We start from the raw sequence: 15323 nt of genomic DNA on the forward strand, positions 1-15323 counted from the left end.
CGTCCGATTCTGGTCTTCGAGTGGTCTATTGAAACGGATCGGAGACACGTAAGATGGCACCATCGTCACCCACGCTATGGAGCCGCAATCATGTCGCAAACCCAGCAAACGTCTCGCACTGCCCTGCTCGTCATCGATGCCCAGGAGTCGTTCCGCACGCGCCCCTACTGGCGCGAAGACGACCTCTGCGAATACTTCGCCCGTCAGCAAGCACTCGTCGACGGCGCCGTGGCGCGTGGCGTGCCGGTGGTGCAGGTCTTCCATATTGGCTCCGGCACGTTCTCCCGCGATTCGGGCTTCGTGCGTACGCTCGAAGAATTGCGCATTGCGCCGGACTTTACGGTGGACAAGGTCAAGCACAGCGCGCTGGCTGGCTCCACGCTCGGGGCATGGCTCGTCGAACACGGCATCACCCGCCTGATCGTTTCCGGGATTCGCACCGAGCAGTGCTGCGAGACGACGACGCGTGCCGCCTCCGACGCCGGTTACGCCGTCGACTTCGTCACAGAAGCCACGCTCACGTTCCCGATGCAGCACCCGCGCACCGGTCGCGAATTGTCGGTAGAGGAACTCAAGGAGCGCACGGAGACGGTGCTCGTCGACCGCTTCGCGCGGATCGTGACGGTTGAGGAGGCGCTCGCGGCGGTGTAAGGTTTGGGCATCTCCGTCTGAATCCGTCCTAACCGGTTGCTGCAATGCCAAGACTTCAACCCGTGTACCTTCTCGCGATGCCGAATGCGCTGCTGCTCGATATCGCCGCGCCGGCCGAAGCCTTGCGCATCGCGAATCATCAACAGGACGAGATTCGGTTCGAGCTGCATTACGTCGGCACGCAACCGACAGTGGCAACGTCGATCGGCCTGCGCCTCTCGCCGCTCGACGTGCTACCCGCTTTGGTGCCGGACAACGCGTGGTTGGTTGTCACCGGCACCGTGGAGAAACCGCTCCCGGTGCCGCCGGACGGCACTTCAACCCCGACGCCGGACGCCGAAGCGCAAGCCATCGCATGGCTTCGTCAGGTCGTCCGTCCGACGCATCAATTGGCATGCATCTGCACAGGCTCGCTGCTTGCGGCACGCGCGGGTTTGCTCGACACGCTCGCCTGCACAACGCACCACGGCAGTTGCGACGAACTTCGCTCACTGGCACCGGGCGCGCGCGTCGCCGACAACCGGCTCTATGTGCGTGACGGCAACGTCTGGACGAGTGCGGGCGTCACCGCCGGTCTCGATCTGATGCTCACCCTCATCGCCGACGCGACCAGCCCGCTCTGCGCGGCAGCCGTCGCCCGTCAGATGGTCGTGTACGCACGGCGCGCCGGTGCCGATCCCCAGTTGTCGCCGTGGCTCGAAGGCCGCAACCATCTGCACCCCGCCCTGCATCGTGTGCAGGACGCCGTCGCCGCAGACCCTGCACACGACTGGACCCTTGCCGCAATGGCGGACATCGCCTGCACCAGCGAGCGACACGTGACGCGTCTGTTTCGCGAGCACGCGGGTGTCGCGCCCATCGACTACCTGCATCGGCTGCGCATCGCGCTCGCCCGCGAGATGCTCGGCAACAGTCATCTCGATCTGGAACACATTGCACAACGTGCTGGATTCGGATCGAGCCGTCACCTGCGACGCGTGTGGCACAAGTTCGACGCGCTGCCACCGAGCCGGGCGCGACGAATCGCCGACTGACGTCTCACCCGCTGCGACGCACCGCCCCGCCCTGGGGGCGCTCACGCTCAAACGCTCGACCAGACAGGCACCCGAAGCAATATGCCCGACGGTATGAAGTCGCCAGGCAACGCGCCGGGCACAGCGGTGTAGGTACGCGCTGCGGCGAGTGCGGCATCAGCGGTGTCGAAATCGACATACTTGATACAACGCGTCGCGCTATGCGCTTCATAGAAGTACGCCCAATCGACCTCACTCGCAACGCAGATATCGCCGGTCAGCCGTGGCGCATTTCCCAAGGTCCGCCTCGGCATGAGATCGGCCACGACGCGATCGACATAGCCACTCGTCACCCACGATCTGAACATTTCTCCTACGCCGGTGCCGACCACGGCAAACGACAGCGCGGGCTTAAACTGATCGGGTTCGGACCAGGCTACAATCAGGCGATATCGGATGTCCGCGAACCCGTACCCGTCGAATACTTCGGCCGACGCTTCGAGCATTGTCGTCGTATCGCTCAGCACCCACCCACTCACCTCGGCGCGCTCGGCCTGCGACGCCACCAAGCTCGAATGCGCGAGCAGCGCGCCCGTCAACGCGGCAGGGTTCAGGCTCCCGGTCTCCAGTGCTTGCTGGATCGGCTCGGCGAAGACGCCCGGTGTGTCACTCTGTATCCAGAAGTCGAAGTGCCTGCCATCGCGACGCCAGGCACCGGCGTCTTCGGACCAGACAATATCGCCATCGGCGCGCGTCAGATCGACTGACGTCAGATTGAAGCGCGGTGCAAGCTCGGTGCCCACCTGACTCACCACGGCGACACGCCCCTCGCCCAGACTCAACATATCGTCGTAGCCCCCTTCGGGGTCGCCGTCGGCAGACGCCGGTCGCGCGAGAATACGGTGACCCCGGGGCACCTGTTGCAGCAAGCGCGTACCGCGCAGTTTCACGAGTTGCGGCACCGTCGTCTGTCGCCCGCAAGCGCCGATTTGCCCGGGAACCTGTTCCCACATGCTGGCGAGTGCGGCGCCAAACTTTCCATCTCCCAAACCGCGTCCGGCGGCTAGCATCGCCGTCACGAATTCCGTATCTCCCATCCCCGACTCGATCAGGCTCGCAACGTCGTTGCTCACCCGCGCCAGAATGCGGCACTGTTGCACCGGATCGACAAACCTTGTTGCAAACGCTATCGCGTCGGCAAGACTTGAGTCGGATGGCGCTCGCGGGAACACGTCGTCGGCAAACTCTCTGATCGCCGTACCGATGTCATACGCCAACTCAACGCTCGGGGCGATCTGTGGTCCATCGACCGGCTCGTTGAGATAGACGACATCCGACGCTCTGTGGGGCACCTCGTGGGTCACGCCCCGAATGCCAGCGGTGAATGCCTCAGCGTCGACACTCGGCAATGTGCGCACGGCATGCGTCATCAGTCTGAGAATTCCGTCGTCCACCGTGTGTCCGCGTTGCGTCGCCCGTTCGACCCGAGCGCGAAGATCGTCGATGATCGGGTGGGTGTCGCGATTGTCCTGCTGCGCATCGCTCGCCTGCACGTCATCGAGCGCGACGCTCATCGCCTGACCACGCAGACGCTCGGCGGTGTCGTCAGTCACGTGCTTCCCGACGAATCTGCGTAGCGGTTCGCTCGCGTCTGCCGGAACGCGCGGCGTCGATGCCCCCCCGCCTTCCCCGTCTGCACTCACCGTCATCGCTTCGCAAGTCGTCAACGAGAGGAGTAAACAGCCCTCGTCGCCGAGGGTTCCGACTACCCCCGGTACCCGCACGGTGTTCACCGTGACCGGCCGGAACGTCACGTCGTCCTGGAGCGCGCGCAGTATCAATCGGTGTTGCACCGTCGGCGCAGATTGGGCAACGGGCGACGCTTGCAAATGCCAGAGCAGCAGTCCTCGTGTGACGCGAGAAACGACCTCCGCGAACGCGAGCCTGAAGGTCGGCGCACTCCAATAGGCCGCCATCGCCGCAAGGGACGGCGTCGACGCACCGACGCTCGGTGAGACGAGGCTCATCGGTGTCGATGGCGTCGATGGCGTCGAAGGTGTCGGGCTCACCGAGGCGACAGGAAGCAGCAATGAAGCCTCGTTGGCAGGCATCCCCGTCAAGAACTCGCCGGGCACGATACGTCCGGCTCGCGCATACCAGACATCCACGAATTTCCCCCATTGGTCGAGCGCGCGCTTCGAACGACCGGCAGGGGATCGTGCCCCCGCGCTGCTCACAGCGGCGCGGTTCGACGCGCTCTCGGGCAACGCAGGTGACGACGTGGAGGGCGGAGGAAGTGTCGGCACTCGCGGCCACATGCCGCCCGCACTTTGCTCCGGTTGCCGCCAGGGCGGCACGCGGTCACGCAAAGGCTCGACGTACAAGCGCGCCTCGATGGATCCGCACATGACGCGACCATCGTCGAGGAAGACGATGACATCCTGCGAAAGGCGTTCCATACGATGGATCGGCAATTCCGTGCGTCGCACGATGGTGCCTTCACTGTCGTCGGTGGCGGCCCCCAACAGCTTGCCCGATCCGCTCGTCACCGCCGCAAAAAACATGGTGCCGTCGGGATAGGTGAGCGCGACGCAGTAGCCTTCGGGCAATCGCATCAGCTCACGCTGCGTCATGACCTGCTTTCGCCCGGCCCCAAGGAACCTGTCGACGTGTTGCTCGTCCGCTGTCATCGGTTCTGTTTGCGCACCGTCGGTCAGCAGATTCCGATAGGCCTTGATGCCACTGAATATGGTCCACGCCGGTTGCCGGTTGAGGGTGCCTTCACGACGCTCTCCCTTGACGATGGCGCGCACGTCGTCAGCAAATTGTTTGCGCTGTTCACTCACCAGCGGCCACGCATCCATGAAGCTGCTGAGATGCGCCGATGCGACCCGGGTCGATTCCCGATCCCCGATGATCGTGTCGGCGATAGCATCGAGCGTGCGAGAATTCAGCGCGCGAAGCATCATGGCCACCGCGTACGACACCGACATCTCACGATGAATGCGTTTGAGTTCTTCGAGATCCGCCGACTTCGCCCGCTCGGCGAGCAACGCGTAGGTGCCAAAGTACGGCCCCACTTCGAACGCCAGCGTCATGATGGCGCTCGCGATACGCCCCTTGCTCTTAAAGGCCGCAATCATGGCGGGCCCCAACAGCTTCACATAATTGAGCACAATATGCTGGACGCTGCTCAGACGGCGTTCGTCGCGCACCTTTTGCGTGATGATCACCAGATCGCGGTCACTATGCGCCCGGCGCACTTTTGCAGTCCAAAGGGCGCGGTGCAGAGACGGACAGGTCTCGAACTTGAAGTAAGGCTTGAGCGTGACTTCGTCATACAGTGCGTCGAACGGCCCCCGAGGCGATGGCGTTGCCGCCGCCCCGCCGACTTCCCGGTTGGAAGGCGCACACGCCCAATGACTTTTTACGGATCCCGGGTCGATCTGATACCTCACGCGACTTCTACGTAATGGGCTCTCCAATCGCTGCAAGTCGATGGGCGACATGTGCAGGCTGATGAACTCCTGAAACGCCAGCGTCGCCTCGACACCGGGCCACCACCAGAAGTACGTCGCGTGTTTGATCGAAATCAGCAGCACCGCATTGCCGTCCGGCTGTTGCACGGAGAGCAAGTCCGCCAGTATCTCGCCGTCGAACGAAATCAGGCGCACAGGTCCCTGACCGACCCTGACTCGCGTACGTGTTCCGACGGTCTGCGGATGGGGTGCCAGCATGGGGCTCCCGGCCCGGCTGCCAGGGGGTATCTGGCGCTCCCAATCGAACGATGTCGCGTTAAACAGCACGCCTGTGAATACCTCCTGCACATATCGTGCGTACTCGCTCATCAATTCGCCCGACGCTTCCAGTGCACTGAGTTGCCGTTCGTCCCGTTCCTGTAGTTTGGTTCGGAAGTCGTCCTGGTTCACGGCCATCAGCAAACTATGAGCCGCGCTATCGAGAACATGCAGCGATGCAACGCGCTTGTATCCGCCGGTAATTTCGTACTCGTCCGAATAGTGTGCGCCTATCGCAATGTCGCGCACCGTGACACGTTTGGTCTCGTATTCTTCACTGAACGAAAAGGTGAATCCTCGGGTGTCCGGCGAGCGTCCGGCCTTGCTGTAGGTCACCTCGACTTCTGCACTCCACGGCAATGCCGTGCGATATCCCAGGGCGGTCGCCCCCTTTCCTTGCTTGCGCAGTACCGCTTCCATTTGCTTTTCGATGACCGTCTGCGCCTGGCTGCGATGCTTTTCCATCACGTTCGCAGACGCTTCGATAGCGTTGGTCGCGTCGACCAGATTCAGCATGTCGTCCAGCGTATCCGGCTCCGCGGTCTGGGCCAGCTCCATCCCCTCACGCTGCGGGGCTAGGTGGTGGAAGGGCCGGAGGTCGCGCGGCGACCTGCGCGGCGCGTCGGCCTCGACGGCCGTCGACTCGGGATGGCTCCCCCCCGAGCGAAAGCGGCTCGCTATGAATGTGCCTGCGATCGCACCAAAGCTCAGCACGCCGGTGACCGGCAGCCACTGGCGACGCCACGCGCTCGGACTCACCGAAGCCATGGCGGCTTGCGAAGCTACCCCCACTAGCCAATGAGCCGCATCCGGGCGCGCATTCCCGCCCGACGCAAGACCGAAGCGTCGCACTGCACGGTCTCGTTGCCACTCGTATGGGCCACCGTTGTTCAGAGCCGCCGGAACGTGCGACGACACATTGCCCCCAAGGCGTGTCGCAACAGATGGCGGCTTGCCCGCAAAGGCTGGCAAGCGGCGTGGCGCGTTCGCAAGCGCTTCGGCATCCGATGCCTCACATTCGGCATGCCATTGCGCCCGACGGTGCTGGGCGTGCGCCTCCTGCACCACGTTCCCGAACGGCGTCAGCAAGTTCGCCCCTTGCGCCAATTGCAACGCGGACTCGAGCGCCTTGACCCAACCGGGTGCTTCGAAGTGAAATTGACTTTGCTCGCGTTGCCGCGCCTTGCGACGCAGCTTTTGCCACTTGATGCTGGAAAGCACGCCGGTCGGTGTCATCGGCGTCGGTCGTTCCCTGAGACGAAATTGCACCGTCGCGGCCACATCGAAGACATCCACCTCGGCAAACGTCTCGCCGAGTGTCGACATCAGGAGACGCAACTCGTCCGCCGTCAACGAAGGCAGCAAAAGCGCATAGGCAGACAGATGCTGAGCGCGATGCAAGGCCACTGCCGCACGGTCGGACGGAACGGCGGCGTACAGTTGAGCCGCCGCTGCCAGTTCCAGCGCGCCACAAGCGAACGCGCCGACCAGTGGCACGACGGTCGCCAACACTCCAGTCCCTCCGTGGCATCCCTGCGCCTCGGCCCCGATCAGTCCGGTGGAAGGTTGCAGCGCGTCGTCGCCCGCTGTGAGCGCAGACGAATGCAATACGTCTGACGCAAAGCCGTACGTAAGACCTATCGCAGCGACTGCAGCCACTGCCAGCCGTGAACCGCCCCGCAACGCTACGTCGCCCAGCGCTGCAGTGGCGTCCGGCGTGAAGGCTGGAAAGTTGTCGGCGAGGTACGACTGCCACAGCGATACGGCGAAGCCGGGGTCCTCTGCCACCAGGCGTGCCAACAACCCGGGGAGTTTCGATATTAGCGACGGATCGATGTTCTCCACCTCCGTCGCGACAGCCGCCGCCAGCACGGCATGCCAGAGACCATCGCACGGCATATCGCCGGAAGCCCATCGCCTCTCTCGGCGTACACGGATGCCAAAACGACCGTCTTCATACAGCAGCGCTCTCGCCTCTTCCCCTTCCCCCTCGTGCAGCACGAAACCCGCTTCCCCCATCATCCCGGCTAACCGGGCCAGTCCGTATTGCCGGGCAGCGTCATGCAGGTCATCGCGCCGATCCAGCAGCGCAAATGCAATGTCGGAGGACACCGGCCCCCAGTGCGAGGGGGCACGCAACACCAGGCCGCAGACAACACGGGCTCGCCAGTCCTGCCCGGCCAGCGACTCAGGAAGCACCGCTTCGATGGGGGTTGCCTGAGGCGAGCTGTCGACGGTAGCCCCGGCCGATGTCTCATGCGCGAGCGTCGGATCGGACGATGCCCGCAGGGATCGGTCGTCAGGTGGCGACACATTGGACGAGGTGACCGCGTAGCCAGTCGGTGCGAAACACAATAGCGGTGGAAGTATCGGCACAGTCTCTCCTTCGGCGGGTGATCGGTAACGGCGCTCAGATACTCCTGCCGGGGGGAACGCCGCTGCGTTCACTTTTCGCCCAACTTCAACGCATTGGGAAATGCGGCTCCCAGTGCCGCAACACGGTAAAATGCGGTTCCATTCGCACGCGACGCCCTCAAGACCGGGCGATTTCCACGCGATCTTTGCGCAATCGATTACTTTCCTTTTCAGATGGCTCACGACCTCGTCATATTGGGACCCCACACGGCCGCTAACCCCGGCTCGGGCGCAGCAACGCAACCGGCAGACGCACCTCTGTCCGTGCCGCAAGCGGCGATTCAGGCGTTGGCGCCACACAGCGCTCTCGATATGGCACAAGGGGTCGCACGTGTGAGGGACGTCACCGATACGCCAGCTCTCAGAAGCGCGATCGACGCGCTCGCACAGCAATACGGCGTGGACGTCGCGATCGTCGACAGCCAGCGTCGGCTGACGGACTTCAAGCTCGTTGCGATGGATATGGATTCGACACTCATCACCATTGAGTGCATCGACGAAATTGCGGACTACTGCGGGCTGAAGGCGGAAGTCTCGGCCATCACCGAAGCCGCCATGCGCGGTGAGATCAAGGACTTTAACGAAAGCCTGACACGACGCGTGGCGCTGTTGAAAGGACTTGACGCCAGTGCGCTTGAAAAAGTCTACGAGGAGCGTTTGCAGCTTTCCCCGGGGGCCGAATCGATGCTACGTGGCGTTCAGGCACTGGGCATTCGCACGCTGCTGGTCTCGGGCGGCTTTACGTTCTTCACGGATCGTCTGAAGCCACGTCTGAATCTCGACGTGACCCGCGCCAACACGCTGGAAATCGTCGACGGCAAGCTCACCGGCCGCGTGCTTGGGGAAATCGTCAATGCTGAGGTCAAGGCGCGCACCGTCGCCGAAGTGGCCGCACAGTTTGGCGCGACGCCTGAACAGGCCATCGTCATGGGCGACGGATCGAACGATCTTCAGATGATGGCGATTGCCGGACTGTCGGTGGCGTTCCGGGCGAAGCCGGTGGTGCGGGAGAAGGCCTCGGTGGCCTTCAACCATGCAGGGCTCGACGGCCTGCTGTCACTGTTCCGTAAAGACTGAGCGCACGAACGAACGCGTCAGCCGATCAGACGGCATGACGCAAAGCTCACGGGATGAAGCGTCTGAGTCACAGCGTCGAAGCACAAGTGCTCTGGTCGTAGGCCTGGATGCTCGATGCCTGCGGCGAGCATCTTTTTACGCATCACCCGATAGGCAGCTTGATAGCCCTGCGGCGCCAGTGCCGATGCCTCGAACGTCACGCCCGGCACCCGTTTCATGCGCAGCAGGTAGTAGCCGTTTCTCGTGCGTATCAAATCTGCGGAGCCCTCGCCGTAGTAGCGCTCGAACATGCGCTTCTCGTTGACGGCCCGCGACAATTCCTTCGGCCCCGTTTCGACGCCCGGCGCGAAATCGTCAAACTCGAACTTGAAAAGCGGCTTGTACACGCGCGTATCGTCTTCCGAATCGGGAAAGATCTGTCCGCATCGCCAGGCGTGGTCGACGACGGCGTCCTGACCAACGAGTTCGGAAAGCACGGAATACGTTTCGACAACCTCCGGGGCGTGGCTGTCCATGAGTGCGGACACGCGCTTGCGTAGCGATGAAAACACCGTATGGTCAGACGCCAGCGGACCGGGCGACGGCGCCTCCGGCGTCATCGCAGAGGATGTGAACGTCGACGCAGTGTCGAAATCGGTCGGCCAGAAGCAGTTCGTTTCCGGGTCGAAATGCACGTTGCTGGTGGAAATATCCTCGTGCCGAAGGCCGACATCGACGAGTCGCCCTTGCAGCAAGTCGATGGAGAGCATGATGTCGTGCTTGGACGTGCCGTACTCGGATGGCCAGATTGTGCGCATGGGACGGCCCGGAACCTTGTTCAGCCGCACGCAAACACGATGATCCGCAGTGACGAACGGTTCCGCGCTGCAGTGGCCGTAGAACCGCATCCACTTTTCCGCGCTCCATTGCACAGCCGCAAACTCGGCGTCTACGTCGTTCGTCTCGGCATGTGAGACCTTGATGACAAATCCGGGGTTCTGAGGATCATCGAATACCGCCCCAGCGTCGCCCTCCCCATGAGAGCCGCGCTCAGACGTCGGACCCAGGATGTCATCGAGCGTCCGTGATTCGCGCACGCCGTCCGGTAGTTCGAACCTGCAAGGCGTTTGGGATTTCGCCGGCTCGCATGACGACTCTGTGAAGACGACCGGATAGTGAATGGATTGCAGCGAGGGAGTCGTCATCGTGGTGCAGCGGGATTGGTACACGCGTGTGTGCCGTGTCGCCCGCCGCTTGCCTGTTGATAAGGGACAATGAGCATCCCTCATTTGCGCAGGGGCGGCTTGCGAACATCGCCCACCGCCCACGTGCTACCGCACTCCCTCGTCTCTCCCTTTGCATCCGATCGCTGTCCGCAATCAAGCGACGAGGTGCGCCTTCAGACTCGCCTCGATATCGGCTTGCAGATCGCGCACGTCTTCCAGTCCCACATAGAAGCGCACCAGACCGCCCTTATGCGGCCATGGCGTGGCTGTGCGCATGGACGGCACGCGATACGGCAGCGCCAGACTGTGGGCCCCGCCCCAGCTGAAACCGATCTTGAACAGACGCAGCCCTTCGATGAAGGCGTCGATCTGCGCTTGCGAATAGCGCTCGTCGAACACGACCGAGAACAAGCCACCTGCGCCTGTAAAGTCGCGACGGAAATTCTGATGGCCCGGACAGTCTTCGAATGCGGGATGCAGCACGGCGGCGATCTCGTGACGCGTGCCCAGCCACGTGGCCAGCGTCATGGCGGACCGGTCGTGCGCTTCGAAACGCAATTGCAGGTTACCGAGACTGCGCAGTACGAGACTGCAATCGTCGGCCGATACCCCGACGCCCAGGCGCATACGCGCTTGCTTCAGACGATGGTGAATGTCGTCGTCGATGGTCACGACGCCGCCCATCAGAATGTCGCTACCGCCCGACTGATACTTGGTCAGCGCCTGCACCGAGATGTCCACACCATGATCGAACGGACGGAATGCCAGCCCGGCCGAGTAGGTATTGTCGATGGCAGTGAGCACTCCGCGCTCACGCGCCACGCGTGCGATGGCGGGAATGTCCGGCACCTCCATCGTCACCGAACCCGGCGCTTCCAGCCAGATCAGCTTCGTGTTCGGCTGAATCAGCGCACCGATGCCGTCGCCGATCATCGGATCGTAGTAGCGCACCGTGATCCCCCACGCCTGCGCCAGCCAGTCGCCGTGATCGCGATTCGGACCGTAGGCGTTGTCGGGAATCAGCACATCGTCGCCGCTCTTGATGAGCCCGAAGTACACATTGGAGATAGCGGACAGCCCCGAAGGGAACAGCAGGCAGTGCTTACCGCCTTCGAGCGCCGCCAGACGTCGCATCAACTCCATCGACGTGGGCGTGGCGTGCAGACCGTAGCGCCACTGGCTGTCGTTCTTCCAGTCCAGCGAGCGCATGGCCGCGAGATCGGGAAAGACCACCGTCGATGCACGTGCCACCGGCACCGGCATGGCCGAGAAACCGGCGGGCAGTTGTGTGTCGGTGTGCAGAATATTGGTTTGCCAGTGCCAGCCGTTGGCTTCCGGCTTGTCGAGGGGCTTGCGGTTGTCTTGCGTCATCACGGCTCCGGAAAAACTCGGGCCGGCAACACCGCCGGCCCCCGGGAGTAACTTACACGCGCTCGAACACGGCCGCAATGCCCTGTCCGCCGCCGATACACATGGTCACCAGCGCGTACCGGCCGCCGATGCGCTGCAACTCGTGCAGTGCCTTGACGGTGATGAGCGCCCCCGTCGCGCCGATCGGGTGGCCCAGCGAAATGCCCGAGCCGTTCGGGTTCACTTTGGCCGGATCGAAGCCGAGATCGCGCGTGACCGCGCAAGCCTGCGCCGCGAAGGCCTCGTTGGCTTCCACCACGTCGATGTCGTCGACCTTCAGTCCGGCGCGCTCCAGCGCCTTGCGCGATGCGGGCACCGGACCGATACCCATGTAGTTCGGATCGACACCCGCGTGCGCGTAGCTCACCAGACGCGCGAGCGGCTTCGCACCGCGTCGCTCGGCCTCGGCGCGCTCCATCAGAATGAGCGCGGCGGCCGCATCGTTCAGACCGGACGCGTTGCCAGCAGTAACGGTGCCGTCTTTCTCGAACACGGGACGCAGCTTCGCCATATCGGCCATCGTGACGTCCGCCCGCACATGCTCGTCGGTCGTGAATGCGACATCGCCCTTCTTCGACTTCAGCGTGATCGGCACGATCTGATCGTTGAAGTAGCCCGCCGCCATGGCACGTGCGGCGCGCTGATGCGATTCCACTGCGAGACGGTCCTGATCGTCGCGCGTAATGCCCCATTTCTTCGCGATGTTCTCCGCCGTCACCCCCATGTGGATGTTCGCGAACGGATCGTGCAACGCGCCCAGCATCATGTCGACGAGACGCGACTCGCCCATGCGCGTCCCCCAACGTGCGCCGGGCATCACGTACGGCGCACGGCTCATGCTCTCCGCGCCGCCAGCCATCGCCACATCGGTGTCGCCCAGCAGGATCGATTGTGCCGCCGAGACCACCGCTTGCAGGCCGGAGCCGCATAGACGGTTCACGGTCATCGCGGGCGCGTGCTGGCTCACGCCGGCTTCGATGGAAGCCACGCGTGCCAGATACATGTCTTTGGGTTCTGTGTGGATGACGTTGCCGAACACGACGTGTCCGACGTCTTCACCGCCGACCTGCGCTCGGGCCATGGCCTCGCGTGCGACGATGGCGCCGAGCTGCGTCGGCGCGAAATCCTTCAGGCTGCCGCCAAAATCACCAATCGCGGTACGTACGCCGCTGACGATCACGACCTCTCGTTGCATGTCTCTTCTCCGGGTGGATATAGGTTTGCAACGAGTATAGCGCCGTAGGGGTTACCGCGATGGCAGGCGCATTGGAGGGAAACTTCGGTGACAGCGCATGCACCGCGCTGCCCCGTCCTTCAACGGATGCGCCGTTTAGCTCGCCAGTTGCTTCAGCACCTGCTCGGCGCTCGGCACCGGCGCAACCGCACCGTAACCGGTCGTCGAGAGTGCCGCGCAGACATTAGCGTAACGCGCAGCGGCGAACGGATCGTCGCCCAACGCCAGACGCGCGACGAAAGCGCCGCCGAAGCAATCGCCCGCGCCGGTGGCGTCGATGGCCTGCACCGGGTACGGTGCGACGATGCGACGCTCCTGCGGGGTGGCAACGTAGCAACCCTCACGCCCAAGCTTGAGCGCCACGACCTTCACACCGTGGGAGAGCAGTTCGTCGAGAATCGCGTCGCGATCTTCCAGACCGGTCACCGCCGTGACATCGTCCCAGCTCGGCAGGCAGACGTCGGTCAGGCTGAACGCTTCACGCATCGTGGCGCGCGCGCGGGCGAGCGGCCACAGCTTGAGACGCAGATTCGTGTCGAACGACACTTTGCCACCCGCAGCGCGAATCTTCGACATGGCGTCGAAGGCGGCGTCGCAGGCGTTCACGCTGATCGCCAGGCTGATGCCCGACAGATGCAGAAACTGTGCGCCCGCCAGTGCCTCGCCCGGCAGATCCTGCGCGCGATAGCGGCTCGCCGCGGAACCCGCGCGCAGATAGTCGAAGTGGTGACCGTTCTCGTCGTGCGATACAAAATAGACGCCGGTCGGCGACTGGCCGTCCACGCGGACGTAGCGCGTATCCACCTGTTCGTCGCGCCACAGATCGAGCAGCATGCGTCCAAAGAGGTCGTCGCCCACGGCGCTCACGAAACCCGTGCTCACGCCCTGACGGCGCGCGGCAATGGCGAAGTTGGACGTGTCGCCGCCGAAACCTTGCAGATAGCGACGGGCGTCGTCGGGCGACTGGTTGAACTCGACCATCGCTTCGCCCATCGCGAGCACTTGCGGCGTTTGCTTCGTTTGTATCGGTTGCGAATCCTGTTGCGTCATCAGACCACCTCGCCCCACAGATCGTGGCCATCGGCTCCGGTGACTTCGACGTTCACGAACTCACCGACCTTGAGGCGTTTCGCGGCCTTGGCCGTCGGCTCGATGTACACGAGGCCGTCGATTTCCGGTGCATCGGCAGCCGAGCGGGCGACGCCGCCGTCCTGATTGATTTCGTCGACGATCACCTGAATCGTCTTGCCGATCTTGCGCTGCTGACGCTCGGCCGAAATCTCCTCGGCCACCTCCATAAAGCGCGCACGGCGCTCCTCGCGCACTTCGTCCGGCAACGCGCCCGGCAGTTCGTTGGCGCGCGCACCTTCGACCGGCGAATAGGCGAAGCAGCCCACGCGGTCGAGTTCGGCTTCGCGCAGGAAGTCCAGCATGTATTCGAATTCGGCTTCGGTCTCGCCCGGGAAACCCGCAATGAATGTGCTGCGGATCGTCAGATCCGGGCACATTTTGCGCCAGGCCTGAATGCGCTCCAGATTCTTCTCGCCCGAGGCCGGACGCTTCATGCGCTTGAGCACGTCCGGGTGTGCGTGTTGCAGCGGCACGTCGAGATACGGGAGGATGTGGCCTTCGGCCATCAGCGGAATGATCTCATCGACATGCGGATACGGGTAGACGTAGTGCAGACGCACCCATGCGCCGTATTGCTTGGCCAGCTCGCCCAGCGCCGTCACCAGTTCGGTCATGCGCGTCTTGAGCGGACGACCCGCCCAGAAGCCAGTACGGTACTTCACGTCGACGCCGTACGCACTGGTGTCCTGCGAGATCACCAGCAGTTCCTTGACGCCTGCCTTGAACAGATTCTCGGCTTCGAGCATCACTTCCGCGACCGGGCGCGAATCGAGATCGCCACGCATCGACGGGATGATGCAGAACGTGCAGCGATGGTTGCAGCCTTCGGAAATCTTCAGATACGCGTAGTGACGCGGCGTGAGCTTGATGCCAGCAGGCGGGACGAGATCGGTGAACGGATCGTGTGGCTTGGGCAGGTGCGTGTGCACCGCGCTCATCACTTCACCCACGGCGTGCGGGCCGGTGACGGCGAGCACCTTCGGGTGCACGGCACTCACGATGTCCTGACCGGCGGCGTCCTTCTTCGCGCCCAGACAGCCTGTGACGATCACCTTGCCGTTCTCGGCCAGCGCTTCGCCGATGGCGTCGAGACTCTCCTGTACGGCGTCGTCGATGAAGCCACAGGTATTGACCACGACGAGATCGGCGCCGTCATAGGTGCCGGCGATGTCGTAGCCTTCGGCGCGAAGTTGGGTCAGGATCTGCTCGGAGTCGACCAAAGCCTTGGGGCAGCCGAGCGAAACGAAGCCGACCTTGGGGGTGCCGGCGGGCGATGGGCGGGACATGGGGCGAAATCCTGATGTAGTAGATGCTTGTAACGGTCGACCGGTACGCGACGCCTCTGGCGTCACGCGTCTTCTACGTGTGTTGTGACGTAACCGGCTGAATA

The 15323-nt window shown here is 63.4% G+C and carries 9 protein-coding genes; 3 read left to right on the plus strand and 6 right to left on the minus strand.

Annotated features, from left to right (window positions below; all coding sequences use genetic code 11):
- Positions 1–90 precede the first annotated feature (90 nt).
- Positions 91–651, plus strand: a complete 561-nt coding sequence (locus tag PAN31117_RS04635; RefSeq protein WP_150737174.1) for a cysteine hydrolase family protein — start codon at positions 91–93, stop codon at positions 649–651.
- Between the two features lie 44 nt (positions 652–695).
- Positions 696–1685 (plus strand): GlxA family transcriptional regulator, encoded by a 990-nt coding sequence (locus PAN31117_RS04640; RefSeq protein ID WP_150737175.1) that lies wholly within the window; start codon positions 696–698, stop codon positions 1683–1685.
- A 47-nt stretch (positions 1686–1732) separates the two neighbouring features.
- Here PAN31117_RS04640 and PAN31117_RS04645 read toward each other — a convergent pair whose 3' ends face one another.
- The gene (locus PAN31117_RS04645) at positions 1733–7837 is read right to left on the minus strand and encodes a hypothetical protein (RefSeq protein ID WP_150737176.1); all 6105 of its coding nucleotides are present in this window, start codon (positions 7835–7837) and stop codon (positions 1733–1735) included.
- Positions 7838–8188: 351 nt separating this feature from the next.
- Between PAN31117_RS04645 and serB the strand changes: the two genes are divergently transcribed.
- Complete coding sequence (gene serB, locus PAN31117_RS04650; RefSeq protein ID WP_150737331.1) at positions 8189–8953, plus strand: phosphoserine phosphatase SerB; 765 nt, start codon at positions 8189–8191, stop codon at positions 8951–8953.
- Positions 8954–8970: 17 nt separating this feature from the next.
- Here serB and PAN31117_RS27785 read toward each other — a convergent pair whose 3' ends face one another.
- The 5 genes from PAN31117_RS27785 to rimO all read right to left on the minus strand — a co-directional run bounded on the left by PAN31117_RS27785 (position 8971) and on the right by rimO (position 15219).
- Positions 8971–10221, minus strand: coding sequence for an OspG family effector kinase (locus PAN31117_RS27785; protein ID WP_370855724.1), 1251 nt, complete (start codon positions 10219–10221; stop codon positions 8971–8973).
- A 90-nt stretch (positions 10222–10311) separates the two neighbouring features.
- Entirely contained in the window at positions 10312–11529 is a 1218-nt protein-coding gene (locus tag PAN31117_RS04660; protein WP_150737178.1) for a cystathionine beta-lyase, read from the minus strand.
- 52 nt (positions 11530–11581) lie between these two features.
- Positions 11582–12763 carry a beta-ketothiolase BktB gene (gene bktB / locus PAN31117_RS04665; protein WP_150662997.1) on the minus strand — a complete coding sequence of 394 codons (1182 nt, stop codon included), beginning with the start codon at positions 12761–12763 and terminating at the stop codon, positions 11582–11584.
- A 135-nt stretch (positions 12764–12898) separates the two neighbouring features.
- Entirely contained in the window at positions 12899–13852 is a 954-nt protein-coding gene (locus PAN31117_RS04670; protein ID WP_150737179.1) for a sugar kinase, read from the minus strand.
- Entirely contained in the window at positions 13852–15219 is a 1368-nt protein-coding gene (rimO, locus tag PAN31117_RS04675) for a 30S ribosomal protein S12 methylthiotransferase RimO (protein ID WP_150737180.1), read from the minus strand. Before rimO ends, PAN31117_RS04670 begins: the two co-directional genes overlap by 1 nt.
- Positions 15220–15323: the final 104 nt, after the last annotated feature.

Source organism: Pandoraea anapnoica, assembly GCF_902459765.1.
Classification (GTDB): domain Bacteria; phylum Pseudomonadota; class Gammaproteobacteria; order Burkholderiales; family Burkholderiaceae; genus Pandoraea; species Pandoraea anapnoica.

Bases quoted from the DNA above. Each gene is read 5' to 3' on its own strand.
- PAN31117_RS04640 (WP_150737175.1), top strand. From the start codon at position 696: ATGCCAAGACTTCAACCCGTGTACCTTCTCGCGATGCCGAATGCGCTG.
- PAN31117_RS04660 (WP_150737178.1), bottom strand. From the start codon at position 11,529: ATGACGCAAGACAACCGCAAGCCCCTCGACAAGCCGGAAGCCAACGGC.
- PAN31117_RS04635 (WP_150737174.1), top strand. From the start codon at position 91: ATGTCGCAAACCCAGCAAACGTCTCGCACTGCCCTGCTCGTCATCGAT.
- serB (WP_150737331.1), top strand. From the start codon at position 8,189: ATGGCACAAGGGGTCGCACGTGTGAGGGACGTCACCGATACGCCAGCT.
- bktB (WP_150662997.1), bottom strand. From the start codon at position 12,763: ATGCAACGAGAGGTCGTGATCGTCAGCGGCGTACGTACCGCGATTGGT.
- rimO (WP_150737180.1), bottom strand. From the start codon at position 15,219: ATGTCCCGCCCATCGCCCGCCGGCACCCCCAAGGTCGGCTTCGTTTCG.
- PAN31117_RS27785 (WP_370855724.1), bottom strand. From the start codon at position 10,221: ATGAGGGATGCTCATTGTCCCTTATCAACAGGCAAGCGGCGGGCGACA.
- PAN31117_RS04670 (WP_150737179.1), bottom strand. From the start codon at position 13,852: ATGACGCAACAGGATTCGCAACCGATACAAACGAAGCAAACGCCGCAA.